The organism is Halobaculum gomorrense (genome assembly GCF_900129775.1).
GTDB classification, from domain to species: domain Archaea; phylum Halobacteriota; class Halobacteria; order Halobacteriales; family Haloferacaceae; genus Halobaculum; species Halobaculum gomorrense.
The window spans coordinates 93450-120103 of the sequence record NZ_FQWV01000006.1 but is presented as its reverse complement, the minus strand read 5'-3'; the positions used below and the strand labels follow the sequence as shown (position 1 = coordinate 120103).

27 protein-coding genes are annotated in these 26654 nt (G+C 67.9%); 19 read left to right on the top strand and 8 right to left on the bottom strand.

Annotated features, from left to right (window positions below; genetic code table 11):
- Nucleotides 1-35: 35 nt before the first annotated feature.
- Nucleotides 36-641 carry a CFI-box-CTERM domain-containing protein gene (locus tag BUE16_RS11685; protein WP_073309872.1) on the top strand — a complete coding sequence of 202 codons (606 nt, stop codon included), beginning with the start codon at nt 36-38 and terminating at the stop codon, nt 639-641.
- 9 nt (nt 642-650) lie between these two features.
- Here the strand turns inward: BUE16_RS11685 and BUE16_RS11680 are convergent, their stop codons facing one another.
- The 4 genes from BUE16_RS11680 to BUE16_RS11665 form a co-directional block, all read right to left on the bottom strand.
- Complete coding sequence (locus BUE16_RS11680; RefSeq protein WP_073309871.1) at nt 651-1223, bottom strand: hypothetical protein; 573 nt, start codon at nt 1221-1223, stop codon at nt 651-653.
- Nucleotides 1220-1711: a hypothetical protein gene (locus tag BUE16_RS11675; protein WP_073309870.1), complete on the bottom strand. Its 492-nt coding sequence runs from the start codon at nt 1709-1711 to the stop codon at nt 1220-1222. The genes BUE16_RS11680 and BUE16_RS11675 overlap by 4 nt, the downstream gene beginning before the upstream one ends.
- Before the next feature lie 128 nt (nt 1712-1839).
- Nucleotides 1840-3561 (bottom strand): Nramp family divalent metal transporter, encoded by a 1722-nt coding sequence (locus BUE16_RS11670; RefSeq protein WP_143165428.1) that lies wholly within the window; start codon nt 3559-3561, stop codon nt 1840-1842.
- A 144-nt stretch (nt 3562-3705) separates the two neighbouring features.
- Nucleotides 3706-6744: an FAD-binding and (Fe-S)-binding domain-containing protein gene (locus BUE16_RS11665; protein ID WP_073309869.1), complete on the bottom strand. Its 3039-nt coding sequence runs from the start codon at nt 6742-6744 to the stop codon at nt 3706-3708.
- A 172-nt stretch (nt 6745-6916) separates the two neighbouring features.
- Here BUE16_RS11665 and BUE16_RS11660 point away from each other — a divergent pair, with 172 nt between their 5' ends.
- The 8 genes from BUE16_RS11660 (at nt 6917) to BUE16_RS11625 (ending at nt 14365) form a co-directional block, all read left to right on the top strand.
- Nucleotides 6917-7288, top strand: coding sequence for a VOC family protein (locus BUE16_RS11660; RefSeq protein WP_073309868.1), 372 nt, complete (start codon nt 6917-6919; stop codon nt 7286-7288).
- Nucleotides 7289-7384: 96 nt separating this feature from the next.
- Nucleotides 7385-8689, top strand: coding sequence for a malate synthase AceB (aceB, locus tag BUE16_RS11655; protein WP_073309866.1), 1305 nt, complete (start codon nt 7385-7387; stop codon nt 8687-8689).
- Nucleotides 8690-8808: 119 nt separating this feature from the next.
- Nucleotides 8809-9525, top strand: a complete 717-nt coding sequence (locus BUE16_RS11650) for a fumarylacetoacetate hydrolase family protein (RefSeq protein WP_073309864.1) — start codon at nt 8809-8811, stop codon at nt 9523-9525.
- An 84-nt stretch (nt 9526-9609) separates the two neighbouring features.
- On the top strand, nt 9610-10572 hold the full coding sequence (locus BUE16_RS11645) for a D-2-hydroxyacid dehydrogenase (protein ID WP_073309862.1): 963 nt from the start codon (nt 9610-9612) through the stop codon (nt 10570-10572).
- A 63-nt stretch (nt 10573-10635) separates the two neighbouring features.
- Nucleotides 10636-11166: a helix-turn-helix domain-containing protein gene (locus BUE16_RS11640; protein ID WP_073309860.1), complete on the top strand. Its 531-nt coding sequence runs from the start codon at nt 10636-10638 to the stop codon at nt 11164-11166.
- Between the two features lie 162 nt (nt 11167-11328).
- A complete protein-coding gene (locus BUE16_RS11635) occupies nt 11329-12546 on the top strand; it encodes an alanine--tRNA ligase-related protein (RefSeq protein ID WP_073309857.1) in 1218 nt (405 codons plus the stop codon).
- Between the two features lie 123 nt (nt 12547-12669).
- Entirely contained in the window at nt 12670-13833 is a 1164-nt protein-coding gene (locus tag BUE16_RS11630) for an acyl-CoA dehydrogenase family protein (RefSeq protein WP_073309855.1), read from the top strand.
- A gap of 4 nt (nt 13834-13837) precedes the next feature.
- Nucleotides 13838-14365, top strand: coding sequence for an HAD family hydrolase (locus tag BUE16_RS11625; protein ID WP_073309853.1), 528 nt, complete (start codon nt 13838-13840; stop codon nt 14363-14365).
- A 67-nt stretch (nt 14366-14432) separates the two neighbouring features.
- Here the strand turns inward: BUE16_RS11625 and BUE16_RS11620 are convergent, their stop codons facing one another.
- Nucleotides 14433-14669, bottom strand: a complete 237-nt coding sequence (locus tag BUE16_RS11620) for a DUF5822 domain-containing protein (protein WP_073309851.1) — start codon at nt 14667-14669, stop codon at nt 14433-14435.
- Between the two features lie 126 nt (nt 14670-14795).
- Here BUE16_RS11620 and panB point away from each other — a divergent pair, with 126 nt between their 5' ends.
- Complete coding sequence (panB, locus tag BUE16_RS11615; RefSeq protein WP_073309849.1) at nt 14796-15608, top strand: 3-methyl-2-oxobutanoate hydroxymethyltransferase; 813 nt, start codon at nt 14796-14798, stop codon at nt 15606-15608.
- A 172-nt stretch (nt 15609-15780) separates the two neighbouring features.
- Here panB and BUE16_RS11610 read toward each other — a convergent pair whose 3' ends face one another.
- Nucleotides 15781-16572, bottom strand: coding sequence for an alpha/beta fold hydrolase (locus BUE16_RS11610; RefSeq protein ID WP_073309847.1), 792 nt, complete (start codon nt 16570-16572; stop codon nt 15781-15783).
- A 170-nt stretch (nt 16573-16742) separates the two neighbouring features.
- Between BUE16_RS11610 and BUE16_RS11605 the strand changes: the two genes are divergently transcribed.
- From BUE16_RS11605 to BUE16_RS11595, 3 genes are all read left to right on the top strand, one after another.
- A complete protein-coding gene (locus BUE16_RS11605; RefSeq protein ID WP_073309845.1) occupies nt 16743-16997 on the top strand; it encodes a DUF7127 family protein in 255 nt (84 codons plus the stop codon).
- A complete protein-coding gene (locus BUE16_RS11600; protein WP_073309843.1) occupies nt 16994-19255 on the top strand; it encodes a CDC48 family AAA ATPase in 2262 nt (753 codons plus the stop codon). Before BUE16_RS11605 ends, BUE16_RS11600 begins: the two co-directional genes overlap by 4 nt.
- Before the next feature lie 327 nt (nt 19256-19582).
- Nucleotides 19583-20602: a sensor histidine kinase gene (locus BUE16_RS11595; protein ID WP_073309841.1), complete on the top strand. Its 1020-nt coding sequence runs from the start codon at nt 19583-19585 to the stop codon at nt 20600-20602.
- Nucleotides 20603-20742: 140 nt separating this feature from the next.
- Here BUE16_RS11595 and BUE16_RS11590 read toward each other — a convergent pair whose 3' ends face one another.
- Entirely contained in the window at nt 20743-21051 is a 309-nt protein-coding gene (locus BUE16_RS11590) for a hypothetical protein (protein WP_073309839.1), read from the bottom strand.
- A gap of 115 nt (nt 21052-21166) precedes the next feature.
- A complete protein-coding gene (locus BUE16_RS11585; RefSeq protein WP_073309837.1) occupies nt 21167-22240 on the bottom strand; it encodes an Mrp/NBP35 family ATP-binding protein in 1074 nt (357 codons plus the stop codon).
- 171 nt (nt 22241-22411) lie between these two features.
- Here BUE16_RS11585 and moaA point away from each other — a divergent pair, with 171 nt between their 5' ends.
- The 6 genes from moaA to BUE16_RS11555 all read left to right on the top strand — a co-directional run bounded on the left by moaA (nt 22412) and on the right by BUE16_RS11555 (nt 26644).
- Entirely contained in the window at nt 22412-23422 is a 1011-nt protein-coding gene (moaA, locus tag BUE16_RS11580; protein WP_073309834.1) for a GTP 3',8-cyclase MoaA, read from the top strand.
- A gap of 56 nt (nt 23423-23478) precedes the next feature.
- On the top strand, nt 23479-24156 hold the full coding sequence (locus BUE16_RS11575) for a hypothetical protein (RefSeq protein ID WP_073309832.1): 678 nt from the start codon (nt 23479-23481) through the stop codon (nt 24154-24156).
- A gap of 96 nt (nt 24157-24252) precedes the next feature.
- Nucleotides 24253-24546, top strand: a complete 294-nt coding sequence (locus tag BUE16_RS11570) for a 50S ribosomal protein L21e (protein ID WP_073309830.1) — start codon at nt 24253-24255, stop codon at nt 24544-24546.
- Nucleotides 24547-24551: 5 nt separating this feature from the next.
- Complete coding sequence (locus tag BUE16_RS11565) at nt 24552-24908, top strand: RNA polymerase Rpb4 family protein (RefSeq protein ID WP_073309828.1); 357 nt, start codon at nt 24552-24554, stop codon at nt 24906-24908.
- A 115-nt stretch (nt 24909-25023) separates the two neighbouring features.
- Nucleotides 25024-25713, top strand: coding sequence for a DUF655 domain-containing protein (locus BUE16_RS11560; protein ID WP_073309826.1), 690 nt, complete (start codon nt 25024-25026; stop codon nt 25711-25713).
- A 70-nt stretch (nt 25714-25783) separates the two neighbouring features.
- Complete coding sequence (locus BUE16_RS11555) at nt 25784-26644, top strand: 16S ribosomal RNA methyltransferase A (protein WP_073309824.1); 861 nt, start codon at nt 25784-25786, stop codon at nt 26642-26644.
- Nucleotides 26645-26654: the final 10 nt, after the last annotated feature.

Below are 26654 nucleotides of genomic sequence, written 5' to 3'. Positions count from 1 at the left end.
GGAGATTTTTCATGAGGGATGCGGAAGCGTGGGGCATGACAGACCGGACGGTCGACGACGGGTCGGACGGCCCGCATCCGGAGGCCGAGCAGGCGGTGGGCGACGGCCGAACGAAGTACGTCGAGGTGGTGACGGTCGGCGGCGACCGCCACGAGCACGGCGACTCGTACGTCCGCGAGGACGCGGGGGCGTTCTACGTCTCGGCGGACTCGGGATTCCCGCCGGCGAGGACGGAGGTGTATCATAAAAAGGACCTCGCGCGCGTGAGCATCGAACAGCACCACAGCGCCTGCTTCGTCACGACCGCGGTCGCAGGCGAGGAGGAGACGCTCGCGGCGCTGCGTGGGTTCCGCGACGGGTCGCTCCGGCCGTCACCGGTCGGTCGGCCGCTCGTCGCGGTGTACGAGGCAGTGAGCCCGCCGATCGCCGACACACTGGCGGCCCACCCCGACGCCCGCACCGCGCGGGTCGTTCGCCGGCTCGTCCGTGCGTGTGCGGCGCTCGCGCGCCGCCGCGAACGGGCCGGCCCGGTCGTCACCGCCGCGCTTTCCGTGCTGCTCACGGCGCTGTACGTCGTCGGGGTCGCGATCGCCGCGGCCGGCCACCTCGCGACGGCGGTCGCGGAATGCGTGGGGAACTGACCGCCCCGCTCAGTCGAAGAACCGCTTGAGGCTCTCGCGGGGACGGTAGCCGAGGCCGGCCTCCAGTTCGACGGCGAACCCCCGCTCGTCCCCGAGCGCTCCGAGTTCGCGGACGAACTCGTCGGGGTCGAACTCCTCGTCGTGGATCCGGTAGGCGTTGTTTGTCCCGTCGACGGCGTACACGCCGACGCGCGGGTTGCCGAGCCGGCCGCCGTCGTTCACGACGACCCGCTCGATCGAGTCGTACGAGAGCCACGTCACCGAGCGGGAGCGCGCGAGCACCTCGTCGACGCCGTACCGATCGAACAGATCCCGCATCGCCGTCGCCTCCCGCTTGTGCTTCTTCGCGCCGAGGCCGAACAGCGGCGTGATGAGCCCGTACTCCGCGAGGTGAACTCCGTCGGACGCGAAGAACAGCTCCGCGAGCTGCAGGGGGAACGAGCCGGTCATCCCGAAGTGGACGTGCACGTCTACCTCGATCCCCGACTCCATCTCCGGCGCCCCGTCGGGCGCCGCCGCGTCGGGGCTCCCGTCCGTCCCCGCGTCCGAGTCGGGGTCGACCGGCTCCCCGGGGGCGCTCATTGCGCACCCCCGTCGGTCTCGGGCCCGCCGCCGGCCGCGCCGTCGCGATCGTACGCGAGGTACGCGAACAGGTACGAGCCGCCGACGAACAGCAGCCCGCCGAGTACCGACATCTCGAGTGCGACGTAGACGCCTGCTGCCAGCCCGATGACGGCCGCCGCGACCGCCACCCGGGTTCGCAGCGGATACCCGGCGGAGTCGCCGGATCCAGAGGTGCTCCCTCCGGTATCGCCGCCCGTACCGCCCCCGTCGCCGCCGTCGGTCTCGACGAGGAGTTCGGAGACGTACGTCGCGACCATGAACGAGACGACCGAGACGGTGAGGGCCGCCCGCACGGACTCAGGGAGCGTCACCCCCGCGAGTTCGCGCAGCGCGAGCGGGAACCCGATCACTGCGAGGCCGCCGAGGTAGATCGCCATTCGGTACGCCACGAGCATGCCCCCAAGCTCCTCAAGCGGGCTGTCCACGGTGTGGGTGTCGTCGGTCATCGATATGTGATGTCGGGTGTCTGGTTCGGGATCGCCGGCGTTCGGCGCGTCGGGACGGGGTGCCGTGTCGGTCGTCCGCGTGTGGTGCGAAAAAACGGTCGGTCGATCGGTCGACGCGAGCGGCGGGCTCAGGCGAGCAGGCCGTTCGCCTCGTCCGCGTTGTCGACGGTGTCGCTCGACTCCATCTTCCCCTGCGCCGAGCGGTACATGGTGTACACCTGTACCACGAGCGCGAGCAGCCAGAGCACGTAGCCGCCGGCGCCGCTGCCGACAACTCCGACGGTCGTCTCGAACGTCGTCAGGCCGAACCGGCTGACAAGCTGGCTGCTGATCAGCAGGACGCTGAAGAAGCCGAAGAAACCCGTCGCCCACCACATCGCGACGACGCGCGCCCACCCGGGCTGGGTGTGCTCGGGGAGCCGCGTCGTGTTGAGGATGGTCGTGAGGGCGTTGTACGGCCACATCATCACGCCGGCGATCGCCGCGCCGAGCACGAGCAGGATCCACGGCTGCGAGAGCTGCAGCGCGATGATCCCGATCCCCCACAGGGTGAACAGCGTGAGGAGGCCGACGAAGACCCGGTTGAGGTCCCAGCCCGCCTTCCGTCCGTACATCTCGAAGATGATGTCGACGCTGTTGCGGACGAACGCCTCGAGGATCGCGTACTGTGTCGAGAACAGCGCGATGAAGATGACCACGTACAGCAACGCCGCGCTGAACGGGCCGACCGCCGGGATCACGTCCATGAGCCACATGTTGATAGCCCCGTTCTCCGTGCCGGCAGCGAACTCGGCGGTGATGGTCATCGCGATCGTCGCGACAACGAGCAGCCCGACGACGAACGTCAGGAAGTGCTCCTGCTGGGTGATCTTCCACCACGCCTTCCAGCGGCGCAGGTTCGTCCGGGTCGGCTCGAAGGTGTACCCGTCTTTGTGGACGGTCTCGATTTCGCCCTCGCCGGTCTGCAGCGGATTGAGGATGCGCCCCTGGTAGGTCGACATCCCGTACCCTTTCTCTCGTGACCAGACGCCCTGTGCGAGGTTGATGTACCCGCCGGCACCGGCGTACGCCAGCCCGCCGAGGAACACCGCGATGTCCATGTCCTGCGGGAGCGCGCCGAAGTTGAGCGCGCCGCCGGGGACGTTCGCCAGCTGGCCGGCCGAGCCGACGATGAAGATGAGCAGCACCGCGCCGACGATGGCGAGCACCATCAGCGCGAGCTGTGCCTTCTCGATGATGTTGTAGATGATCGGGCCCGCCTGGTAGGACAGCCAGATCAGGACCATCAGCCCGATGCCGATCATCGCCCAGTTATCCGTGCCCAAGCCGAGCCCCGCGGCCACGACCTTCGCCGAGCCCGCGGCCCATCCCGGCCAGCCGAGGTGGATGAACCCCGCCACGAGGAAGAACCACGGCCAGAAGGAGTGGATCCGCTCGTAGGCGCGGAAGATGCTCTCCCCGGTTGCCATCGTCCACCGCTGCAGTTCCGTGTTGATGAAGAACTGGGTGATAACCCCGACCCAGAAGGCCCAGTAGAGCCCCCAGCCGTTCTGGGCGATCAGGGTCGGCCAGAACATCGTCTCCCCGCTGCCGAGGGAGGCGCCGAGCATGATCGCGCTCGGCCCCACGATGTGTGATACCTTCGGAACCTTCGGGAGATCGGTGACCCGGTAGTTCCCGCCCTTGTCGGTCTTCGGGTACTCCGACGTCTCTGGCGCCTCGGGAAGACTCTCGTAGTCGATGTCTCGATACACCGTATCGCGGTACTCTTCGCCCTCCTCCGCCGACGCGTACACCTCATCGCTGGCGTCGGCGACACCGCCGTCCGTGCGTGGTTCGTCAGGATCCATGGTGTGCGTTGTGCTTCTTTGCTACGTGTTTTCGCATGTCACGATCCGTGGTACCGTGCCACATCTTACACGAACCGACATGTTCGATTATGTAATATAAGGTTAACGGCCAAAATGGCCGGTATCGGCGGCTCCGATTCCGCCCTAGTCGGCCAGCGCCTCAGCCACCTTCTCGATCGGGTGCGGCGGCTGTTCGCTGTCGGCGTCGCGGTCGCCTAGCTGCGACCGACAGGAGGCGCCGGGTGCGGTGACGGCTTCCGCGGGACTCTCGTCGACCGCGTCGAACAGCAGCGATCCGATCGCCTTCGAGAGCTCGTAGTGTTCGGCCTCGTAGCCGAAACTCCCGGCCATTCCACAGCAGGTGGTGTCCAGCGGGTCGACCGCGTAGCCCGCGCGCCGGAGTACGCCGACCGCGTGGTGGTCTTTGTTCAGCGACTTCTGGTTGCAGTGACCGTGGTAGGCGATCGCCTCGCCGGCTTCGGGCGGCTCCCTGAACTCGATCGCCTCATCGAGTCGGGCCGTGTCGACGTACTCTAACACGCCGTAGCTGGCCGCCGACACGGCCTCGACGGCGTCGCCGTCGAGGAGGTCGAGGTACTCGTCTTGGAACATCACGGCATCGGACGGCTCGACGAACACGACGCTGTACCCCTCCTTGACGAGGGGTTCGAGCCGCTCGACGTTCTCGGCGGCGCGCTCGCGCGCCTTCCCCAGGAACCCGCTCGAGAAGGCGGCTCGACCCGACGCGGCGAGGTCGTCGGGGACGCGAACGTGGACGCTCGCCGCCTCCAGCACCTCGACGGCGGCCATCCCCGCGCCTGGCATGCTGTAGTTCGTGTAGGTGTCCGGGAACAGGACGACCCGCGCGTCAGCCTCCGCGGCGCTCACCGCGGCGCCGCCGCGACGCTCCCACCGTTTCCGGAACGTGTCGCGCGTGAAGGTGGGAAGCTCGCGGTCGCTGGCGATCCCGAGCGTCTTCTCCATCACCGTCCGCGCGCCGGGCAGCTTCGTCGCCGCGTTGGCGACGGGCGCGAGCGCACTGCCGATCCGGCTGGCCGCGTCGATGTCCGCGAAGACGCGCTCGCGGATGCCCGCACCTTCCTCCTCGTGGTGCTCGTGTTTCACCTCCGCTTTCAGCTTCGCCAGGTCGACGCCGGTCGGGCAGTCCGACATGCAGCCCTTGCAGCCGACGCACAGCCCCAGAACCTCCTCTTGAAACCGGTCGGAGTGGATCTCGTCTTCGGACAGCTCCCCCGAGATGGCCGCCCGGAGCATGTTGGCTCGGCCGCGGGTTGCTTGGATCTCCTCTCCCGACGCGCGGTACGTCGGGCACATCACGTCGCCCTCGGTCTCCCGGCAGGTGCCGCAGCCGTTGCACAGTTCGACGAGGTGCGAGAAGCCGCCCTCGTCGTCGAAGTCGATCGCGGTCTGCGGCTCGATCGACCGGTAGTCGGCGCCGTAGCGGAGGTTCTCGCGCATGTCCGTGTCGGCTGCGGACTCAGGATAGCCGCGCTCCTCGGCGGTCTCGCCGTCGACGTAGACCACCTTTCCGGGGTTCATCCGCCACTCGGGGTCGAACGCCGACTTCAGTTCCTGGAACGCGCTCCACAGGGCTTCCCCGTACATTTTGGGGTTAAATTCGGTTCGCGCGAGCCCGTCGCCGTGCTCGCCGGAGAACGCCCCGAAGTGGTCGAGGACGAGGTCGGTCACGTCGTCGGTGATCGAGTGCATCTTCTCGATCCCCTCGCCCTCCTTCAGATTCAGGATCGGCCGGATGTGCAGCGTTCCCGACCCCGCGTGCGCGAAGTACGCCGCGGACGTGTCGTGGTCGTCGAGCACATCCTCGAACTCTTGGACGTACTCGGCTAGCTCCTCGGGCGGCACCGTCGCGTCCTCGATGAACGGGTACGGCTTCGGGTCGCCCTCCAGGCTCATCAGCAGGGGGATGGCCGCCTTCCGGAGCTTCCAGAGCTGCTCCTGTTCCTCCTCGCTGTACGCCTCCAGCACGTCGAAGGCGGCGCCGTCGGTCACGAACTCCTCGGTCGTGTCAGCCATCGCGCCCTCGAAGTCGTCCACCAACTCAGAGTCCCACTCCAGCATCAGCGCGGCCGACGCGCCGTCGGGGATCGGCTCCTCGTACTGGGCGTACTCCGTCGACTCGCGGGCGAGCCGGAACACCTCGTCGTCCATCAACTCCACCGCGCTCACGGGGTACTCCAGTGCGACGGGCACCGCCTCCATCGCGTCGACGAGGTCGTCGAAACAGTACAGCGCCAGCGCGGTCTCCTCGGGCTTCGTCACGAGCGAGACGGTCGCCTCGACGATGGTGCCGAGCGTGCCCTCGGCGCCGACGAACAGCTTCGAGAGGTTGATGACCTCCTCCCCGTCGTCGGTCTCGTAGATCACCTTGTGGAGGTTGTACCCCGACACCGACCGCTTCAGGCTCGGGTACTTCTCGTCGATCTCCTCGCGGTTCTCGTCCACGAGCCCCTCGACGGTGCGGTACAGTTCGGCCTCGATACCCCCGCCGTCGAGTATCTCCTCGTGCTCGTCGGAGCCGAGAACGACCTCACGGGTGTGGATCCGGGTTCCGTCCGCGAGCACGACGTCCAACTCCTCGGTGTAGGCGTCGGTGATCCCGTATCGCACCGAGTGGGCGCCCGTGGAGTTGTTCCCGATGCCGCCGACGACGGTCGCGCGCCCGGACGATGCCGGATCGGGCGCGAACTTCAGACCGTCCTCCGCCAGCCGCGCGTCGAGGTGGTCCTGCACGACGCCCGGCTGAACGGTCGCCTCCTGCGCCGCCGGGTCGACATCGACGATGTCGTTCATGTGTTTCGTGGTGTCGAGAACGACACACCCCGGCCCGACGGTCTGGCCCGCCAGCGACGATCCCGTCCCGCGCGGGATCACCGGGACCCCGTGCTCGGCGGCGACCTCGTGAGCCGCGATCACGTCGTCGGCGTCGCGCGGGCAGACGACGCCCGCGGGTCTCGCGCTGTAGATGGAGCCGTCGGTCGCGTACAGCACCTGCGCGTACTCGTCGAACTGGACCTCGCCGTCGACGCGGTCCCGCAGATCGGACGCCAGATCGGCGTACTCCTGCACGTCCGGCCGATCGTGTCCCAGCGAGGCGGCGGATGTCTCCCATCGGTCGTTGGCCCCCGGGTCGTGCGTTGCCATAGGAGAACTCAAGGAACAATCGTGTAAAAGATCTTTGTCAACATTTGCCACCCGGCGGTGCGACTCGGTCGTCGAACGGCCGGCCGTTCAGATCCAGCGACGCTCGGCTTGCACCGACGCCCGGGTTGCGCCGACGCGAACGATTATGTCCGTGGGTGCGCGGGTGTCGCTCATGGCGTTCATTCACGTCTGTCTCAACGTCGCCGACGCCGAGCGCGCGGCCGACTGGTACGCAGAGAACCTCGGGTTCGAGCGCTCGTGGGAGTTCACGACGCCCGACGGCGACACGAGAAACCTCTACGTCGCCGACGAGAACGGGATCGAGCTCCAGCTGTCCGACACCGAGGGCGACGACGAGTTCGAGGAGGGAACCGCTTACGACCACTTCGCGGTGAAGGTGGACGATGTCGACGCCGCGTTCGAGCGCATCGACGACCACGGCGTCGTCTCGGAGCCGGCCGACCAGCCCGCCGCGGGCGCGAGAACGGCGTTCCTGAAGGATCCGGACGGGCACACCGTCGAACTGGTTCAGCCGCTGGAGTGAGGTGACTCGGGCACCCTCGGGGGAGTCCTCCGTGGGCAATACTGTGTCTGGGACTAACGTTTATCACACTACCACGAGAGGGTGAGACCTGCATACATGAGCGTACAACGGAATTACGAACGAGAGTTCGTTCGAACGTTCTTTACGTCGCCGACGGCCGTTCAAGACGAGGACGACTCCGCCAAGATGATCCGCAGCGCCGCACAGCTCCGCGGCATCCAGGCGCCCGACGTGTGGGTGCCGGACAACGAGGACGCGACCGCGCCCTCGATGCGCGACGAGGGCGTCCAGAACATCATCGAGGTGGTCAGCGAGCACGGCGCCGACTTCCCCGGCGAGGTCCACCCCCGGGTCGTCTGGCACCGCGACGACGCCGAGAAGCGGCTGACCGGCTTCGAGTACATGCGCGAGATCGCCGACCCTGAAAACGGCGCAGTCGGCGACATCGACGGCTTCGTTATCCCGGAGGTCGGCGACATCGACGACTGGAAGAAGGCCGACGAGGCCTTCCAGCAGATCGAGGCGGAGCACGGACTGGAGGAGGGAAGCCTCTCGATGTCGGTGATCGTCGAGTCCGGCGAGGCCGAGATCGCACTGAACCGCATCCGCGACGAGATGGGCAAGCCCTCGAACACGCTGGAGCGCATGTTCATGCTCGTCGACGGCGAGGTCGACTACACGAAGGACATGCGCGCGATGACGCCGACGGGCGAGCTGCCGGAGTGGCCCGAACTCCGCCACAACACCTCAAAGGGCGCAAGCGCCGCGGGCCTGATCGCCGTCGACGGTCCGTACGACAACATCCGCGACGTGGAGGGGTACAGAGACCGGATGGAGGCGAACCGCGCGAAGGGGATGACCGGCATCTGGTCGCTCACCCCGAAGCAGGTCGAGGTCGCGAACAAGGCCCCGCTCCCGCCGAAGACCGGCACGTGGCTGTTGGAGGTCGGGGGCGATGAGGTCGAACTCGCCAGCAAGGACGGCCGTGAGGTGTACGACGGCGACGACGTGGCGTTGTCGGAGTCGGGCGGCTCGTACGTGCTCGCGATCGACGGCGACGAGCACGAGCTGACCGAGGACGAGCTCCGCGAGGAGCTGCTCGATCGCACTTCCTACGTGCCGAGCATGGACGACATCGTCGAGTCGATGGAGGAGTTCGAGGCCGCCAAGGAGGCCGGCAAGGGCGCCATCGCGATGACGCAGTCGGCGACGCTCGCCATCGACGGCGTCGAGGTCGACCTCAGCAAGGACCGCATGTGGGACGAGGCGACCTACCAGGCCGCACAGACGCCGATCACGCTGTTCCAGGACGTGCACGAGCACCGGCCTGACCAGCACGAGGCGCTCGAAGAGATCTACGGCGCCGACGTGGTCGAGCGCGCGACGCAGGTCGGGAACTGAGCGGCGCGACCGCCCCGAAGCGTGGCCCTCGCGGCCTCGTCGAACCGCCGTTGGCCGTCGGTGACCCCGCCGTCGCCGCGACGACAACGCTTTTTCGCCGTCCGCCGCCCACTCGACGCATGCGACTCGCACGTGCCCGCACCGACGACGGAGTCCGTGAGGGAGAGTACCGCGACGGAGCGCTCGTCACCGACGACGCCGAGTACAAGCTTGAGGAGGCGGACCTGCTCGCGCCCTGCGACCCGGACGCCCTGTTTTGCGTCGGCCGGAACTTCGCTGCGACGCTCGACCAGATGGACTACGAACGCCCCGAGGAGCCGGACTTCTTCATCAAGCCGCCTCACTCGGTCGTCGGCCACCACGACCCGATCCCGTATCCCGAGTGGACCGAGGAACTCACCTACGCGGGCGAGCTCGTCGCCGTCATCGACGAGCCGTGTTCCGACCTCGCGCCCGCGGAGGTCCCCGATGCCGTCCGCGGGTACACGGTCATGAACGACGTGGACGCACTCGACCAGCAGGGGCGGACCGCGCGCAAGGCGTTCACCGCCTCCGGGCCGCTGGGACCGTGGATCGAGACCGATGCGGACCCGACGGACATGGACATGTACACTGATGTTGCCGGCGAGCGGCGTCAGGAGGCGAACACCGAGCTGATGCTGTTCGACCCCCACGAGGTGGTCTCGTATCTCTCGAAGCGCTTCGAGTTCCGCGCGGGCGACTGCGTCGCGTTCGGCTCGCCGGCGAACCCCGGACTCGTCGAGCCGGGCGACACCGTCGAGATCACCTACGAGGGCGTCGGAACGCTCGTCAACGAGGTCGTCGCCGGCGACTGATCCCCGTTCTTTCGGTTCCCACGGTCGCCGCGCGGGCGGTCCGCTGTCGGCGCGATTAAGTCGGGGCCGGTCGTGGCGGCGCGCATGCGCATCGTCGTCACCCGACAGAAGATCCACGGGCACCCGGCGTCGGAGTACGTTGACCTACTCCGTGAGCGGCTCCCCGACCACGAGGTCGTTCTCGCGGACACGCCCCAGGAGGAACGCGAACAGATCCGAACCGCAGATGTGGTTACCGGCGAGGGCGCCGCCGTGGAGGAGCACCTCGACGAGGCGGCGTCGCTTCGCCTCTTTGCGGGCGTGTACGCCGGCGTCGGGCATCTCGATCTCGACGCCTTCGAGGAGGCCGGCGTCGCCGTCACGAACGCCTCGGGCGTCCACGCGCCGAACATCTCGGAGTACGTGATCGGCGCGCTCGTCTCGCTCGCGCGCGACTTCCGCCGGGCGACCCGCCAGCAGGACCGCCGCGAGTGGCGCGCGTACCCCACGCACGAGCTGTACGACTCCACGGTGACGGTCGTCGGACTGGGCGCAATCGGGACCGCCGTCGTCGAGCGACTGGAGCCGTTCGGCGTCGAGACCCTGGGCGTTCGATACACGCCCGAGAAAGGCGGCCCCGCGGACGAGGTGGTCGGCTTCGACGACCTCCACGAGGTGCTGGCGCGCACCGACCACCTCGCGCTCGCGTGCCCACTGACCGACACGACCGAGGGTCTGATCGACCGCGAGGCGCTGCGGACGCTCCCGCCGCACGCGACGCTCGTGAATATCGCCCGCGGGCCCGTCGTCGACACCGACGACCTGGTGTACGCGCTGCGGTGGAACCAGATCCGCGGGGCGTTCCTCGACGTGACTGACCCCGAGCCGCTCCCCGAGGACCACCCGCTGTGGGGACTCGACGACGCCCGGATCACCCCGCACAACGCGGGACATACGCCGCGGTACTTCGAACGGGTCGCAGACATCCTCGCGGGCAACGTCGAGCGAATCGCGGATGTCGAGGCCGCCGACGGCGACGGTCCCGAGTTGGAGAACCGCGTCGTCTGATCCGGGTTCCCGTCGTTCGCAGACGGAACACGGTTTTATCCCTCGGCGGACGTAGCAGGGGGCATGGCGAAGTACTCCACCGGCAGCGGCGGTGGCGGCGGCTCCGGCGACGCGTGCGAACTGTGCGGCCGCGAGGACACCAGCCTGTCCGAAGCGAACGTCGCCGGCGCGCGGCTGTCGGTCTGTTCCGACTGTGCGCCCCACGACGACAGTGCCCGCAGTGGCGGCTCCAGTCGAACCGGCGGGAGCGGCGGCGGCCGCGGCGGCGGCGACGAGCCGAACCGGAAAAAGCGCGCGGCCCAGAACGTCGCGAAGGCCATGGACGCCTCCACCGGCGACTCGCGTCACTGGGAGGAGGAGGGAACCGACTACGAGGAGGACCGGCTCCCGTACCTCGTGAAGGGATACGGCGAGACCGTCACTGAGGCGCGTCAGGACGCGGGAATGACCGCCGAGGACCTCGCGGCCGAGGTCGGCGTCGACGCCGAGCAGATCCATGCCGTCGAGGACGGACGGGCGGCCCGCGGCGGCGTCGGCGGGTCGACGGTTCGCGGTATCGAGCAGGCGCTCGACGTGACCCTCGTCGACGAGTAGAGCGAGGCCGACCGCAGGGAGGCCTCGGACCACGGCGGAGCGGCCCTGTGCCGCTCCGCCCACGAAGGGAGCAGGACCCCGGATCACATCAGTCGCGAACCGAGCAGTGATCGATGCTGCCGCGGGCACATGCTTTTTCGCCCCCGGCGGCGACCACCGGCCATGAGCGACTCGCTCGCGCCGGCCCAGCCCGAGGTTCGGGAGTTCAAGACGACGGTCGAATCGATCGACGGACGCGACGTGACGTTGCCCGAGACGTACTTCTACCCCGAAGGCGGCGGCCAGCCCGCCGACCGCGGCACGCTCGGCGGCGTCACGCTCGACGACGTACAGTCCCGGGGGGAGGCGGTCGTCCACACCCTCGCGGAATCGCCCGCGTTCGAGGCCGGCGACACGGTCGCGGGCGTCGTCGACGACGACTTCCGGACGTACTGCATGCGCGCCCACACTGCGAGCCACGTGCTCTACGGAGCGGGGAGGAGACTCCTCGAGGACCTGGGTTACGGGGGGTTCGGAATAACCGACGAGAAGGTCCGCGTCGACTTCGAGACCTCCACCGACATCGACGACGACGTGCTCGTCGATCTCGAACGGCTCGTGAACCGCGCCGTCTGGGACTCCCGTCCGGTCTCGTGGGAGACACGCGCAGTCGAGGACGCCCGCGCCGACGGTGCAGTCGCGTTCAACGACAAGACCGAGGCGGACGTGATGGCGGACGCCGATTCGGTCCGCGTCGTCACCGTCGAGGGCTGGGACGAGGCCGCCTGCGGCGGAACCCACGTCTCGGACACCCGCGAGATCGGGCCGGTGACGGTGCTCGACCGCTCGAACCCCGGCGAGGGCCTCACACGCGTCGAGTTCGCCGTCGGCCCCGTCGCTATCGACCGGCGATCCGAGACGCACCGCGAACTCCGTGCCGCCGCCCGGGAGGCGGGCGTCGGCGTCGACGGCGTCGCCGACGCGGTGTCGCGGCTTGCCGGCGAGCGCGACGACCTCGCGGACGACCTCGCGTCGCTCCGGGAGGAGGTGCTCGTGGGGCGCGTCCGCGAGCTCCCGGCGGTCGAGCGCGACGGCAATGAGTGGCGGATCGGCGTCATCGAGGGGTTCAACGCGAACGCGGTCGGCGAGGCCGCGCAGTCGACCGTCGGCGACGCGGCGGACGCGCCCGACGCGCCCGACGTGGTCGCCGCGGTCGGCGGGGGGCCGGCGCCGTTCGTCGTCGTCGCCGCCGCCGGCGCCGTCGACGCCGGCGAGGTGGTCGACCGCGTCACGGACGAGTTCGGCGGCGGTGGTGGCGGCGCGCCGGCGTTCGCGCAGGGTGGTGGACTCGACGCGGAGCCCGGAACGGTCGTCGAGTTCCTCGGATCGACGGACGGGTAGCCCGCCGGCCTCGGCTGTCGGGGGGCGAACCTCCGCCTCCGTCCAGGTCGCCCGCTCCGTTCCGGTCGCCTCGCCGAACCATCAGTCAGACACGCTTAACCCCCGTGCGCCGAAGCCACGGACATGGCACACGCGAACGCGGACGCGTACGCGCACTCCCCGTCGATGCTGGACGACGAGGAGCGTGCGATCCGCGAGGTGGTGCGCGAGTTCGCGGTCGAGGAGCTGCGTCCCGGCGCCCGGGAGGCAGACGAGACCGAGACCTTCCCCGAGGCGGCGTGGGACGAGCTGGCCGACCTCGATCTGACCGGGTTGACGGTGCCCGAGGCGTACGGCGGCTTCGACGCAGACCGGTCGACGTACGCGGTCGTGAACGAGGAACTCGCGTACGGCCACCTCGCGGTCGCGACCGCCCTCTCGGTCCACTGCCTCGCGACCTCCTGCATCGCGACCTTCGGCTCGAAAGCGGTGAAAGACGAATGGCTCCCCGAGATGGTCGACGGCCGTCCGGTCGGCGCCTTCTGTCTCTCGGAACCCGGCGCGGGGTCGAACCCGGCGGAGCTGACCACGACCGCCGAACGGGACGGCGACGAGTACGTCCTGAACGGCGAGAAGCAGTGGATCACGAACGGAGCCCGCGCGGGCGTCTACATCGTCTTCGCGAAGACTGACCCCGACGACGACGGCTCGATCACGCAGTTCCTTGTCCCCGCGGACTTCGACGGGGTCGAGGTCGGCAAGAAGGAGGAGAAGCTCGGCCTGCGCGCCTCCGACACGGTCGGGATGCAGTTCTCGGACGTTCGCGTCCCCGAGAAGTATCGACTCACCGAGGAAGGGAAGGGCCTCTCTGCGGCCTTCGAGACGCTCACCGGCGGTCGGATCGCGATCGCCGCGCAGGCGGTCGGGCTCGCGCAGGCCGCCTTCGACGAGGCCCGCGAGTACGCCCACGACCGCGAGCAGTTCGACGCGCCGATCGCCGAGATCGAGGCGGTCCGCAACACGTTCGCGGAGATGGGGACGAAGATCCAGGCCTCGCGCCTGCTCGTCCGCGAGGCCGCTCGCCAGTCCGACGCCGGGGAGGACCCGCGGCTCGCGGCGTCGATGGCGAAGTACTTCGCCAGCGAGTCGGCCGTCGACGTGACCAACGAGGCGGTACAGATCCACGGCGGCTACGGCTACATGAGTGAGTTCGACGTAGAGCGATTCTACCGCGATTCGAAGATCACGACCATCTACGAGGGGACGACCGAGATCCAGAAGACGATCATCGCCCGGGAGCTGCTGTAGGCCGATGACCGACGACTACGCCGAGTACGACGCCGTCGTCTTCGACCTCGACGGCACGCTCGTCAACCTCGCGGTCGACTGGGACGCCGCCGCCAGCGACGCGATCGAACTGTTCGAGCGCAACGGCCACGACGCCGCCGGGGCGGACCTGTGGGGGCTGTTGGAGCGCGCGGACGAGGCCGGCCTCCGGCCGGAGCTGGAGGCGCTGCTCGCGGACCACGAGACGCGCGGCGCCGCGGCGTCGACGCGACTCCCGCACGCCGACCACCTCCCGCTGTCGGTGCCGACGGGCGTCTGTTCGCTCAACTGCGAGGCGGCGTGCCGAACGGCGCTGGACCGCCACGACCTGGCCGGGCACGTCGGCGCGGTCGTCGGTCGCGACTCCGTCGGGACGTACAAGCCCGACCCCGACCCCCTGGTCGCGACGCTGCGGAACCTGGGCGCGGAGACGGAGCGAGCGCTGTTCGTCGGCGACTCCGACCGAGATGCAGTGACCGCCGACCGGGCTAGCGTCGACTTTCGGTGGGTCTGACTTGGGCGGATATGGGTTTCCGGTGGGTCTGACCCCCCGGTCGGGCCGCGCGGGGCCGTCGACGCGACTATTCAGCCCGGACGTTCTTTTCGTAGTAGTAGGCCGCCAGCGCCGTCAGGATCCAGATCACGGCGCCGACGCGGACGGCGAAGCCGGCGCGCGCACCCCACGTGGGAAGCGTCACGAACACGGAGAGCGAAGCGACGAGCGCGGATCCGGCGGTCACCGTGAGGACGAACGTCATCTGCATCACCCAGCCGTAGTCGACGCCTTCCGGGTCGGTGGTTTCGACGCGCTCGGGCACGCCGGAACGTTCGTGGCGAGTCGGTAAGCCGTGTCGATTCCCGCAGCGGTCTGTCGACGCTCCCCGAGGAAGCCCGCACGGGTCGAGACCACACGCATTAATCGGGGCGCCATCGATCCTCCGGGCATGGTAACCACGCGGGACATCAGAGACCGGGCAGACGACGAGCCCATCACGATGCTGACGGCGTACGACGCGCCGACCGCGGCCGTCGTCGACGAGGCCGGAATCGACGTGGTGCTCGTCGGCGACTCGATGGGTAACGCCGTGCTCGGGCACGACTCGACGCTTCCGGTCACGCTCGAGGAGGTGCAAAGCCGGACCGCAGCCGTCGCTCGCGCGACCGACGACGCGCTCGTCGTGGCCGACATGCCGTTCCTCTCGTTCGGCGTCGACGAGGCGGAAGGCATCGAGAACGCGGGCCGCATGCTGAAAGAGGCGGACGCCGACGCCGTGAAGATCGAATCCGGACCGCACACGGTCGAGCTGACGCGGCGGCTCACCGAACTCGGTATCCCCGTGATGGCACACCTAGGGCTGACGCCTCAACACGTGAACCAACTCGGCGGCTATCAGCGACAGGGAACCGACCCAGCGGCTGCAGAGCAGATGCTGGAACTGGCGCGCGAGCACGAGGACGCCGGCGCGTTCTCGCTCGTGCTCGAGCACGTACCCGCGAACCTCGCCGCGCAGGTGACCGAGGCGCTCGACATCCCGACGATCGGCATCGGCGCCGGCCCGGACACGAACGGGCAGGTGCTCGTGATCACGGACGTGCTCGGGCTCGACGAGTGGTCGCCGCCGTTCTCGAAACAGTACGCGGACCTGCGCGGAGAGATGGCGTCGGCCGTCGAGGCGTACAAACGGGAGGTCGAGCGCGGCGACTTCCCGGCCGACGAGCACAGCCACGTCGAGGACGACGTGGACGGCGTGTACTGATGGGCACCGCTCGGCGTTGTGAGGGCTGACAGGCGACTCGCGCCGCTCCCGGGTCGGTGAGTCGCGCACCCGCTGGGCGACCCGGGCTGCTCAGTTGACCACGGCGTCACTGGTATCGGCTTCGGCTGTGAACGTTCGCACGGTACTCGGGACGAGCGAACGGCGACGGCGCCTACAGGTCGTCGAGAAACGCCTCGACGGCATCGTTGAACGCGGCCGACTGTTCGACCATCGCCAAATGCGCGGCGCCGTCGAGTACCGTCAGGTCGCACACGGGGATCTCCTCGGCGAGGTACTCGTGGTAGCGCGGCGGCGTGAGTCCGTCGTGTTCGCCGACCACGGCGAGCGCTGGTGCAGGTATCTCGTCGAGCCGGTCTCGCACGTCGAACTCATGGCAGGTTCGGAAGTCCCGCTCGACGACCGCGCGACCGGCGTCGCGCATCGCCGCGCGAGACCGGTCGAGCACGTCCTTGTCGGCGTCGTGGAACAGTCGGTCTGGCTGGTGCAGGAACTCGATAGCGCGCTCGAAGTCGTCGCCCAGCCACACGAGCAGGTCGTCGAGCACGGTCAGCTTCGCGCCCGTTCCAGTCAGGACAAGCCCGTCGAGCGGGAGGTCGCGTTCGAGTGCGACCCACATCGCGACGGCGCCGCCGAGGGAGTTCCCGACGAGGACAGATGCGTCGGTCGCCTCGGCGACTGCGACGATGTCGTCCGCGTAGGCTTCGAGCGCCTCCGGACCGGGCTCAGCGTTGATGTCGTCGCTGGCGCCGTGCCCGCTGAGATCGAGCGACGTGACGGGTGTCCGTCGCGCGAGGTTCGACTGTGCTGACCACACGTCGCCCGTTCCACCGCTGCCGTGGACGCACAAGAGTCCGGGGCCGGTTGCCCCCCCGCCACGGGTCCGATACGCAGTCTCCCGGCCGTGATGATAGACGGTGTTCACGTCCGAACGTCCCTCGTTCATACCCGAACGTCTCTCGGGCGTGGTGATAAATCGGGCGGGGCGACGCCGCGCTATCCGACGGCCGAAACGATGACCCACAATCCAACCACATCCTCACGTCCCCGACGCAGTACTCCGATCCATCGGCGAAATCTTTTAATATCTTGAACGATTACATAGAGTTAGGATATATGAACCAACGCAACTCCGTCGACCGGCGCGAACGGTTCCTCCGCCGGTACGACTACGACGACGAGACCGTCATCGCGGCAGATCTGAACGCTGCCGACGAGGACGTGACCGTCGACACGGTCGACGGGACCGCGATCGTCGTGATCGGCCGCGATGGCGACCGCGATAACGAGGAGTTCGAGTTCGAGCTCCCCGGCCCGGCCGCAAGTGTTGACATCGAGAACGGCGTACTCACGATCGGGATCAGCGCATGAAGCTCACGGTCAAACCCCTGAAACAGAAGGACGCCGGACGGCGCCTAGCGGCGATCGACCGCGTTGCCGCCGACGAGCTCGGACTCTCCGGCGGCGACTACATCCGCATCGACGGTGACTCGACCGGCATCGCACGCGTGTGGCCGGGATACCCCGAGGACGACGACACGGGCGTCATCCGCATCGACGGCCAGCTCCGCCAAGAGGCCGGCGTCGGTATCGACGACCGCGTGACCGTCGAGCCCGCGGATGTCGAGCCCGCCGATCGGATCACGATCGCCCTCCCACAGCAGTTCGGAGTCCGCGGCAACATCGGCTCGATCATCCGCGACAAGCTCTCGGGCCAGCCGGTCACCCAAGGACAGACGATCCGATTCCCGCTGGGGCTGGGGCTGATGGGCGGCGGCTCGCAGGCCGTCCCGCTCAAGATCGCCTCCACCGAGCCCGCCGGAACGGTCGTCATCACTGACTCCACGGAGGTCGAGATCTCCGAGAAGCCGGCCGAACAGATCACCGAGGATGCGGCCGCGGCCGGCGCCGAGACGCCGGACGTGGCATACGAAGACATCGGAGGGCTCGATGACGAACTGGAACAGGTCCGCGAGATGATCGAGCTGCCGATGCGCCACCCGGAGCTGTTCAAGCGCCTCGGCATCGAGCCGCCGAAGGGCGTGCTCCTCCACGGCCCGCCGGGGACTGGCAAGACGCTGATCGCGAAGGCCGTCGCCAACGAGATCGACGCCCACTTTCAGACGCTCTCGGGCCCCGAGATCATGTCGAAGTACTACGGGGAGTCCGAAGAGCAGCTCCGCGAGGTGTTCGAGGAGGCCGCCGAGAACGCCCCCGCGATCATCTTCATGGACGAGCTGGACTCCATCGCCCCCAAGCGCGAGGAGGCCGGCGGCGACGTGGAGCGCCGGGTCGTGGCCCAACTCCTCTCGCTGATGGACGGGCTCGAAGAGCGCGGCGAGGTCGTCGTCATCGGCGCGACCAACCGCGTCGACGCCATCGACCCGGCGCTGCGCCGCGGGGGACGCTTCGACCGCGAGATCGAAGTCGGCGTCCCGGACCGCGACGGGCGCAAGGAGATCCTCCAGGTCCACACGCGGAACATGCCGCTGTCGGACGATGTCGACATCGACGAGTACGCCGAGACGACCCACGGATTCGTCGGCGCCGACCTCGAGAGCCTCGCGAAGGAGGCCGGGATGAACGCGCTCCGGCGCATCCGCCCGCAGATTGACTTGGAGGAAGACGAGATCGACGCCGAGGTGCTGGAGTCGATCCAGGTCACCGGGACCGACATGAAGGAGGCGTTGAAGGGGATCGAACCCTCGGCGCTTCGGGAGGTGTTCGTCGAGGTCCCGGACGTAACCTGGGACGACGTGGGTGGTCTCGAGGGCACCAAGGACCGCCTCCGCGAGACGATCCAGTGGCCCCTCGACTACCCCGAGGTGTTCGAGGCCATGGACATGGAGTCCGCGAAGGGCGTGCTCATGTACGGTCCGCCCGGAACGGGCAAGACCCTGCTCGCGAAGGCCGTCGCCAACGAGTCCGAGTCCAACTTCATCTCGGTGAAGGGGCCGGAGCTGTTGAACAAGTTCGTCGGGGAGTCCGAGAAGGGCGTCCGCGAGGTGTTCAGCAAGGCCCGCGAGAACGCGCCGACCATCATCTTCTTCGATGAGATCGACGCGATCGCGACCGAGCGCGGCCGTAACTCGGGCGACTCCGGCGTCTCCGAACGCGTCGTCTCCCAGCTGCTGACGGAGCTCGACGGCCTGGAGACGCTGGAGGACGTTGTCGTCATCGCGACGACGAACCGTCCGGACCTGATCGACAGCGCGCTGCTGCGGCCGGGGCGTCTGGACCGTCACGTCCACGTACCCGTCCCCGACGAGGGAGGCCGCCGCCGGATCTTCGAGGTCCACACCCAGCACAAGCCGCTGGCCGACGACGTGGATCTCGACACCCTCGCGCGCAGGACCGACGGCTACGTCGGCGCCGACATCGAGGCCGTCTGCCGCGAGGCGTCGATGAACGCCTCCCGGGAGTTCATCCAGTCGGTGTCGCCGGAGGAGGTCGACGACTCCGTCGGCAACGTCCGCGTCACGATGGCGCACTTCGAGCAGGCGCTCGACGAGGTGAACCCCTCGGTCACCGCCGAGACGAAAGAGCGCTACGAGGAGATCGAACAGCGGTTCCAGAGCAGCGAGCCCCGCGAAGAGGGCGAAGGCGAGTTGGGTCGCACGTTCCAATAGAACCGCTTTTCTGACGGGGGGTTTCCTCGCTCGCCCCGCTCGCTGCGGGAACTCCCCGTTGAAAACCCGTTCATGCCAAAACCGCCGCTTGCTCTGGCCTCACGGCCCTCGCTCGCGGTACTGACGCTAGTGACTTCAGCACTGCCCCGCTGCGTTAGGGTACTTTTCGCACCACTGCCGGAACTGCGGCCTACATCGGAACGACATCGCTCGTCGCGCCCACAGGACTCACCAAGGGAGCGATCTCTGATAGATATAGGTGAAGCCCTCATCGATCGGTGCGGACCTACCAAAGAGTAAGTAACCAGCCGACAGAGAAGTCGACATATGAGCGACGGCGACTCGATACCGGATGATCTCTCCTCCGAGTTTTTCCAGCAGATAGTCGAGGCAGTCGGCGTCGGCGTCGGGATATACGGACAAGACGGTCGGTATCTCTACGTGAACGACTCTTACGCTGAGCTGTTCTCAGTCACGCCGGCCGATCTGGTCGGAGTACCGATTTGGGAGGTCGCACCCGAGGTCGACCCCGACACGTTCGACGCGTACTGGGGCTCATTCGCTGACGGTGACACACGGCAGGCGGAGACTATCCATGAGTACAGTGGGAACCGCGTGCCCGTGGCAACGGTCACGACGCAGCGAACGATTGACGGGGTGCCGTACCACTTTGGGACGATCAAAGACAGTACTGAACGCAAGGCGCAGGAGCGTGAAATTCAACAGCAGAACGAACGTCTGGAGAATTTCGCCGGGCTCGTCTCGCACGACCTTCGGAATCCGCTCAACGTCGCGCAGGGCTATGTCGATATGCTACAGGCAGACGCCAACTGCGATGAGCTAACTCTCGTTGACAACGCGCTTGAGCGGATGGATTCGCTGGTGTCTGAGCTGTTACAGCTCGCACGGACGAACACACTGGTCGGGGAGACAGACCCAGTGTCGTTGTTCGACACCGTGACGAAAGCCTGGGACTCAGTCGCAACGATCGACGCCGACCTGCGGTTGGCAGGCTCCGATACGCAGATACTTGCGGATGAGTCCCGATTACGGGAATTGTTCGAGAACTTATTTCGAAATGCTATCGAACACGCCGGGGCAGATGTAGAGGTAACCGTCGAAGCACAGTCGGACGGCTTCTCAGTCGTCGATGATGGACCTGGAATTCCACCCGAAGAGCGTGATCGAGTTTTTGAGACCGGGTTCACGACGAACCCGGGCGGGACGGGATTGGGGTTGAATATTGTTCAGCAGATTGTTACCGGCCACGATTGGGAGATACAGGTTACCGAGAGTATCTCGGGGGGCGCACGATTTGCGATTACCGGCGTCAAGAGGGTAGATTAGTACGTGGTAGTGCTACATGCGCGACTCGGCTCTTCCACGGTGTTCGAAACGGGATCCGAATCGCCAGAGTTCAGTCCGGTCAATTCGTAGCAGAATCCTATCAGAAGTTCCGTCTCGACTACGCTGTTGAATGACGTCCCCTACTCCCGCTTCAATCCGCCCCGCTCCTTGATCTGCATGATACGCCGGACGTTCAGATAGATCTCCTCGGGAGAGGTGTCCTCGTCGGGATCGTACAGATCCGAGACGCGATAGAGGATCGCCGAGAGCTGTTTCGATTCACCGGAGTCGCCGTAGACGTCCTCGGCGATCGTGCGGAGAAACTCCCTCGTCTCCGCGTCGGCGACGAACTCCTCCTTAGAGTCCGGGGCGAGCTGCCAGTCGGGGTCGTCCTCCTGAATGGCCTCCGGGAGTTCGTCGGCGTCCGCGTCTCCGTCCTCGTCGCTCATACCCCGGGTTCGGCGGGCCCGCGGCTAATCACTTTCCGACTCCGTCAGACACTCCGGAAAACTGGTGTGGTCGCCACGGGGCCGTCGAGGGTCACCGCGGGGTTGCCGTCCCGAATTACTGCGTCGGAGAGTTCTGCTGTGCGCGCCGGCTCACTTTCCGGCGCTGGACGACGCCGACGTTGTTGGCCACGTTCTCGGTGACGATCTTGAACGCGTCGCCGACCTCGCCGGGTTCGTCGCTGAGGACGACCGGCTCGCCGCCGTCGCCGCCGGCGCGAACCGACGGGTCGAGCGGGATCCCCCCGAGGAACGGGAGGTCGTTGTCCGCGGCGAACTGCTTGCCGCCGCCCTTGCCGAAGATCTCGTGCTCGGAGCCGCAGTCCGGGCAGACGAACCCGGACATGTTCTCGACGATGCCGAGCACGTTCGTGTCGTGCTTGCCGAACATGCGCAGCCCCTTGTTGGCGTCGTCGAGCGCGACCTCCTCGGGCGTCGTGACGATGACTGCGCCCGTGAGCGGCAGCGTTTGGAGGATCGTGAGCTGCGTGTCGCCGGTGCCCGGCGGGAGGTCAAGCACGAGGTAGTCGAGCGCGCCCCACTCCACGTCCTCGACCAGTTGGGTGAGCAGCTTGTGGACCATCGGCCCGCGCCAGATAACGGGGTCATCCTCGCCGACGAGGAACGCCATGCTCATCAGCTTCATCCCGTACTTCTGGGGCGGGATGATCGTGTCCTGGTCGGTCGCGTGGGGCGCCTCGTCGGCGTCGACCATCCGCGGCACGTTCGGCCCGTAGATGTCCGCGTCGAACAGGCCGACGCGCGCGCCGAGCTGTGAGAGTCCGGCCGCGAGGTTCACCGCGACCGTCGACTTCCCGACGCCGCCCTTCCCGGAGGCGACGGCGATGACGTTCTTCACGTTCGGGAGCACCTCCTCGCTCGCCGAGAGGTCCGACTCGACGTTCGCGGAGATGTCGAGCGCGTAGTCGGTGTCCGCGAGCGCGTCGCGAACCCCCTCAGCGATCTCGGTCTCGTGGGGGGCGTACGGTGCGCCGAGCGCCAGCGACACCCGGATCACGCCGTCCTCGTCGTCGACCTGTACTGCGTTCACCAGGCCGAGCGAGACGATGTCATCCCCGAGGTCGGGATCCTCGACGCCCTCGAGACGCTCGCGTACGGCGGCTTCATCCATGGCTTGCCGTCGGCGAGCGCTCCGAATAAGGGTTTCCCACGGGGAAGTCCGTCGGCCGCCGAGTGCGATCGTTGTCTCTAATCGGATACGTCGGAAGTAACTATAATTAGTTACTATTCCTCCCGATCGTCCCATACGTTCAAGTACGCGCGAACGAAGGATGCTAACATAATGCCGACACCGCTGGTCGACGACTTCGGGCGGGAGGTGACCGGGGTGCGCGTCTCGCTCACGGACCGCTGTAACTTCGACTGCGTCTACTGCCACAACGAGGGGCTGGGGGACACGCGCGGCCCCATGGACCCGCAGGACGACGAGATGTCCACCGACGACGTGGTCCGCTTCCTGGAGGTCGCCGCCGACTTCGGCGTCGACGCAGTGAAGTTCACCGGGGGAGAGCCGATGCTTCGCGACGATCTCGAGGAGATCATCCGGCGCACGCCCGACTCGATGGAGACCTCGATGACGACGAACGGGACGTTCCTGCCCGGCCGCGCGGAGGATCTCGTTGACGCGGGGCTCGATCGCGTCAACGTCTCGCAGGACGCGCTCGACCCCGAGGCGTTCGCCGAGATCACCAAATCTGGCGCCTACGAGCAGGTCTTGGAGGGGGTCCGCTGCGCGGTCGACGCGGGACTCGCTCCGGTGAAGCTGAACATGGTCGTGTTCGAGCACACCGCCGGCTACGTCGAGGGGATGGTCGAGCACGTCGCCGAAAACGACGGCCTCCAGCTCCAGCTCATCGAGTACATGCCCGAGCTGACCGGCCGTCCGGAGTGGAACATCGACATCCAGCGGGTCCACGACTGGCTGTCGGAGATCGCCGTCCGCGTCGAGCACCGCGAGATGCACGACCGCAAGCGCTACTACGTGGGCGACGCTGACGCAGCGTCCGCGGCGTCGCCGGACGCCGCGGGCCTCGGCATGGTGGAGATCGTCGACCCGGTGGAGAACGACGACTTCTGCGCCAACTGCGGGCGCGTCCGCGTCACCCACGAGGGGTACCTCAAGGGCTGTCTCAACCGCAACGACGACCTCAAGTCGATGGGCGAGATGACGACCCCCGAGATCCGCGAGGCGTTCCGCGAGGTCGTCTCCGACCGCGTCCCGTACTACGGCGAGTACCTCGTCGAGAACGACCGCGGCGAGTGGGAGATCAACGAAGAGTACATCGGCGCCTGAGCGCGGCCTTCGCGGGAACCGGCATCGCTTTTTCCGCCACCGTCCTCGCTGTCACCGTGCTTTCCACCGCGTTGCTCGTCGGCGGCGCCTTCGGCGTCCGCCACGCGTTCGAGGCCGATCACGTCGCCGCCGTCGCCGCACTCGTCGGCGAAACCGACCAGCCGGGATCGACCGGCGTCGCGTGGGGGCTTGGCCACGCTGTGCCGGTCGTCGCCCTCGGGGGTGGGTTTCTCGCGCTCGGCGTGGGCGTTCCTGAGCGCGTCGCCCTCGCGTTCGAAGCGGTCGTCGCGCTCGTGCTCGTGGTGCTCGGCCTCCGGGCGGTCGTCGGGGCGCCGTCACTGGGACGCGCACTCGTCGGGCACGTTCACGGCGGCGAGAGCGACGACGGCGGTTCGACAGCCCGCCACGGTCACCTCCACGTGTTCGGCCGGGCGGTCGGCCTGACCCACTCGCACGCCGATCGCGAATCGTTCAGCGTCGGGGTGATCCACGGATTCGCGGGCAGCGGCGGCGTGGTCGTCGCCCTCGCGACGAGCGCCGAGTCCACGATCGACGGCGCGGGATTCCTCGCCGGATTCGCCGTCTCGACGATCATGGCGATGGGAGTCGCCTCGTGGGGACTCGACCGCGCGGCGGGGTACGCCGACGCCGTGCGCGTGGTCGGCGGCCTCGCGAGCGTCACCGTCGGCGTGCTCCTGTTCGCTGAGGTCACGGGGGTCGGCGTCTTCGTGTAGTCCACGGCGGCGGAGGGCCCGCCGTGTGACTCCGCCGCATCCGAGCCGCGGAACGCACCATTTATACCCGCGACAAGAGAAGACGTGTGCACGACTATGCCGAGTTCGAACGGACCCCTTCACAGCACGCGCGGAAAGCTCTCGAACGACCCCCGTGACCGCGGTACCTCACCGCCCCAGCGCGCGATCGCCGAGTTCGATGACGGCCAGAAGGTCCACCTCAAGCTGGACCCCTCGGTCACCGACGGCCGCTTCCACCCGCGCTTCAACGGACACACCGGCACCGTCATCGGCAAGCAGGGTGCCGCGTTCAAAGTCGAGATCGTCGACGGCGGCAAGGCCAAGACGATTCTCGCCAAGCCCGCCCACCTGAAGGCCCAGACCGAGTAGACCCGATGACGATCTTCAAGGAGAAGCTGAGCGAGGAGTACCTCACCGTCTCCCAGGCAAAGGAGCTGCTCAGCGCAGTCGAGGCCGATCGCGCCACCGACGAGGACCGCGAGATGCGCTACGAGCTGGCGCGCGCGGTCGACCACGTCAATCGGTTCGCGTTCCTCGACGCCGACGATTCGCTCGAACTCGTCGAGGAGCTGCTGGAGTTGGAGAAGGTCGACGAGGCCCAGGCGTACAAGCTCGCCGACCTCCTCCCGCGCGACCGGACGGAGGTCCGCGCGGTGTACGCACAGGAGCGGTACGCGCTCGACGGCGACGAACTCGACGAGATCCTCAACGTCGTCGCGAAGTACGCGTAACTCTTCGCGACGCCCCGTCACGTCGACTCGGCGGCTCGCTCGGTTTTCTTGTCGCCCCGCAGTCGTCGGCACGCGGCGACGACCTTTTATCACCTCCGCCGACCTATCGGCGGGCATGAACGACGATCGCGACTCGGGAGCCGCGAGTGACCCCCCCGGCAGCGCGGCGGAGGCCGACGACAGCGCCGCCGATTCGGACGCACAGCGCGACGACTCCGCGGACGCCGCCGCCGACGAAGGGGTGTACGCGTTCGTCCTCGAGTACCTCCCGCACGGGCGCGCGGACGACGACCGCCCGCAGCACCGGCGGCCGGCGGTGGCGTACGGGCTTGGCGAGCGCGACTTCCGGCTGTTCGAGTTCGAGCTGACCGACGACGCCGAGTTCACCATCGACGACCGCGTCGAGATCGAACCCGAGACGGCCGCCGGGATCAAGCGCGCCCGTCAGGTCGACTACGACGACCTCAACCGCGGCGCCCGCCAGGAACTGGAGTACGTGGTCGCGGACATTGTCGAGGAGAACGAGCGGCGGTTCGTCGACTTCTACAACGACGCCGAGCCGATCACCCTCCGGCTCCACCAGCTCAATCTCCTCCCAGGGATCGGCAAGAAGCTGCGCAACAACATCCTGGAGGCTCGCAAGCGCGGGCCGTTCGAGTCGTTCGCGGACCTGAGCGAGCGCGTCTCCGGGCTCCACGACCCGAAGGAGACACTCGTTGAGCGCGTGATGGAGGAACTGCGCGACGACGATCTGAAGTACCGGATCTTCGTCGGCGTCGACGCGCCGACGGCGAACAAGTCCTGAGCCGGTCGCTCGTCTCGACCGGTCGGATCGAATGGACGGATTTACCGCCCGCGACGGTCAACGGGGGGCAATGACCGACGCTACCCCGGAGTTCCGCGACCCCGACGACCTCCGGCGGCGCGCCGGGGTCCGCGGCGACCCCGACCGTGACCAGCACTTCCTCGTGGACGACCGCGTGCTCGACAGGCTCCCGTCGTACCTTCCCGAGGAGGCCGACCGCTCGCACGTCCTCGAGATCGGCGGCGGTACGGGCGCGCTCACCGACCGCTTGCTGGCCGCAGCCGACCGGGTGACGGTCGTCGAGCGCGACCGCGACCTCGCGGCGTTCCTCCGCGAGGAGTTCGCCGACGAGATCGAGGGGGGCCGACTCGAGATCCTCGCTGGTGACGCCCTCGAAGTCGACCTCCCGCCGTTCACCGCCTCCGTCTCGAACCTGCCGTACGGCGTCTCCTCGGAGATTTCGTTCCGGCTGCTCCCGCTCGGGCGGCCGCTCGTGTTGATGTTCCAGGCTGAGTTCGCCGACCGGATGGTCGCCGAGTCGGGGACCGCCGAGTACGGTCGGCTCTCGGTCTCGGCCCGGCACTACGCCGACGTGCAGGTCGTCGAGCGGATCCCGCCCGAGGCGTTCGACCCGCAGCCGCGCGTCGAGAGCGCGGTCGTCCGCTGCGCGCCGCGCGCGCCCGACTACGAGGTCGACGACGAGGCGTTCTTCCTGCGGTTCGTGAAGGCGCTGTTCACGCAACGCCGGAAGACGGTGCGCAACGCGATCCGCAACACGGCCCACATCTCGGGGATCGCGGACGCCGACGCGGTCGTGGCAGCGACTGACGAGGACGTGCTCTCGCGGCGTCCGGGAGAGCTTTCCCCTGCATCGTTTGCGGCGCTGGCGCAGGTGGCGCGAGGCGCGAGCGACATCGGCCCGGGACAGTGACGCAACACGG

Excerpts from the sequence above, each read along its gene's own strand:
- BUE16_RS11665 (WP_073309869.1), bottom strand. The coding sequence starts at position 6,744 with ATGGCAACGCACGACCCGGGGGCCAACGACCGATGGGAGACATCCGCC.
- panB (WP_073309849.1), top strand. The coding sequence starts at position 14,796 with ATGGTAACCACGCGGGACATCAGAGACCGGGCAGACGACGAGCCCATC.
- BUE16_RS11555 (WP_073309824.1), top strand. The coding sequence starts at position 25,784 with ATGACCGACGCTACCCCGGAGTTCCGCGACCCCGACGACCTCCGGCGG.
- BUE16_RS11675 (WP_073309870.1), bottom strand. The coding sequence starts at position 1,711 with ATGACCGACGACACCCACACCGTGGACAGCCCGCTTGAGGAGCTTGGG.
- BUE16_RS11630 (WP_073309855.1), top strand. The coding sequence starts at position 12,670 with ATGGCACACGCGAACGCGGACGCGTACGCGCACTCCCCGTCGATGCTG.
- BUE16_RS11560 (WP_073309826.1), top strand. The coding sequence starts at position 25,024 with ATGAACGACGATCGCGACTCGGGAGCCGCGAGTGACCCCCCCGGCAGC.
- BUE16_RS11650 (WP_073309864.1), top strand. The coding sequence starts at position 8,809 with ATGCGACTCGCACGTGCCCGCACCGACGACGGAGTCCGTGAGGGAGAG.
- BUE16_RS11680 (WP_073309871.1), bottom strand. The coding sequence starts at position 1,223 with ATGAGCGCCCCCGGGGAGCCGGTCGACCCCGACTCGGACGCGGGGACG.
- BUE16_RS11600 (WP_073309843.1), top strand. The coding sequence starts at position 16,994 with ATGAAGCTCACGGTCAAACCCCTGAAACAGAAGGACGCCGGACGGCGC.
- BUE16_RS11660 (WP_073309868.1), top strand. The coding sequence starts at position 6,917 with ATGGCGTTCATTCACGTCTGTCTCAACGTCGCCGACGCCGAGCGCGCG.
- BUE16_RS11625 (WP_073309853.1), top strand. The coding sequence starts at position 13,838 with ATGACCGACGACTACGCCGAGTACGACGCCGTCGTCTTCGACCTCGAC.
- BUE16_RS11595 (WP_073309841.1), top strand. The coding sequence starts at position 19,583 with ATGAGCGACGGCGACTCGATACCGGATGATCTCTCCTCCGAGTTTTTC.
- BUE16_RS11590 (WP_073309839.1), bottom strand. The coding sequence starts at position 21,051 with ATGAGCGACGAGGACGGAGACGCGGACGCCGACGAACTCCCGGAGGCC.
- BUE16_RS11605 (WP_073309845.1), top strand. The coding sequence starts at position 16,743 with ATGAACCAACGCAACTCCGTCGACCGGCGCGAACGGTTCCTCCGCCGG.
- BUE16_RS11570 (WP_073309830.1), top strand. The coding sequence starts at position 24,253 with ATGCCGAGTTCGAACGGACCCCTTCACAGCACGCGCGGAAAGCTCTCG.
- BUE16_RS11640 (WP_073309860.1), top strand. The coding sequence starts at position 10,636 with ATGGCGAAGTACTCCACCGGCAGCGGCGGTGGCGGCGGCTCCGGCGAC.
- BUE16_RS11585 (WP_073309837.1), bottom strand. The coding sequence starts at position 22,240 with ATGGATGAAGCCGCCGTACGCGAGCGTCTCGAGGGCGTCGAGGATCCC.
- BUE16_RS11565 (WP_073309828.1), top strand. The coding sequence starts at position 24,552 with ATGACGATCTTCAAGGAGAAGCTGAGCGAGGAGTACCTCACCGTCTCC.
- aceB (WP_073309866.1), top strand. The coding sequence starts at position 7,385 with ATGAGCGTACAACGGAATTACGAACGAGAGTTCGTTCGAACGTTCTTT.
- BUE16_RS11670 (WP_143165428.1), bottom strand. The coding sequence starts at position 3,561 with ATGGATCCTGACGAACCACGCACGGACGGCGGTGTCGCCGACGCCAGC.
- BUE16_RS11645 (WP_073309862.1), top strand. The coding sequence starts at position 9,610 with ATGCGCATCGTCGTCACCCGACAGAAGATCCACGGGCACCCGGCGTCG.
- BUE16_RS11635 (WP_073309857.1), top strand. The coding sequence starts at position 11,329 with ATGAGCGACTCGCTCGCGCCGGCCCAGCCCGAGGTTCGGGAGTTCAAG.
- moaA (WP_073309834.1), top strand. The coding sequence starts at position 22,412 with ATGCCGACACCGCTGGTCGACGACTTCGGGCGGGAGGTGACCGGGGTG.
- BUE16_RS11610 (WP_073309847.1), bottom strand. The coding sequence starts at position 16,572 with ATGAACGAGGGACGTTCGGACGTGAACACCGTCTATCATCACGGCCGG.
- BUE16_RS11685 (WP_073309872.1), top strand. The coding sequence starts at position 36 with ATGACAGACCGGACGGTCGACGACGGGTCGGACGGCCCGCATCCGGAG.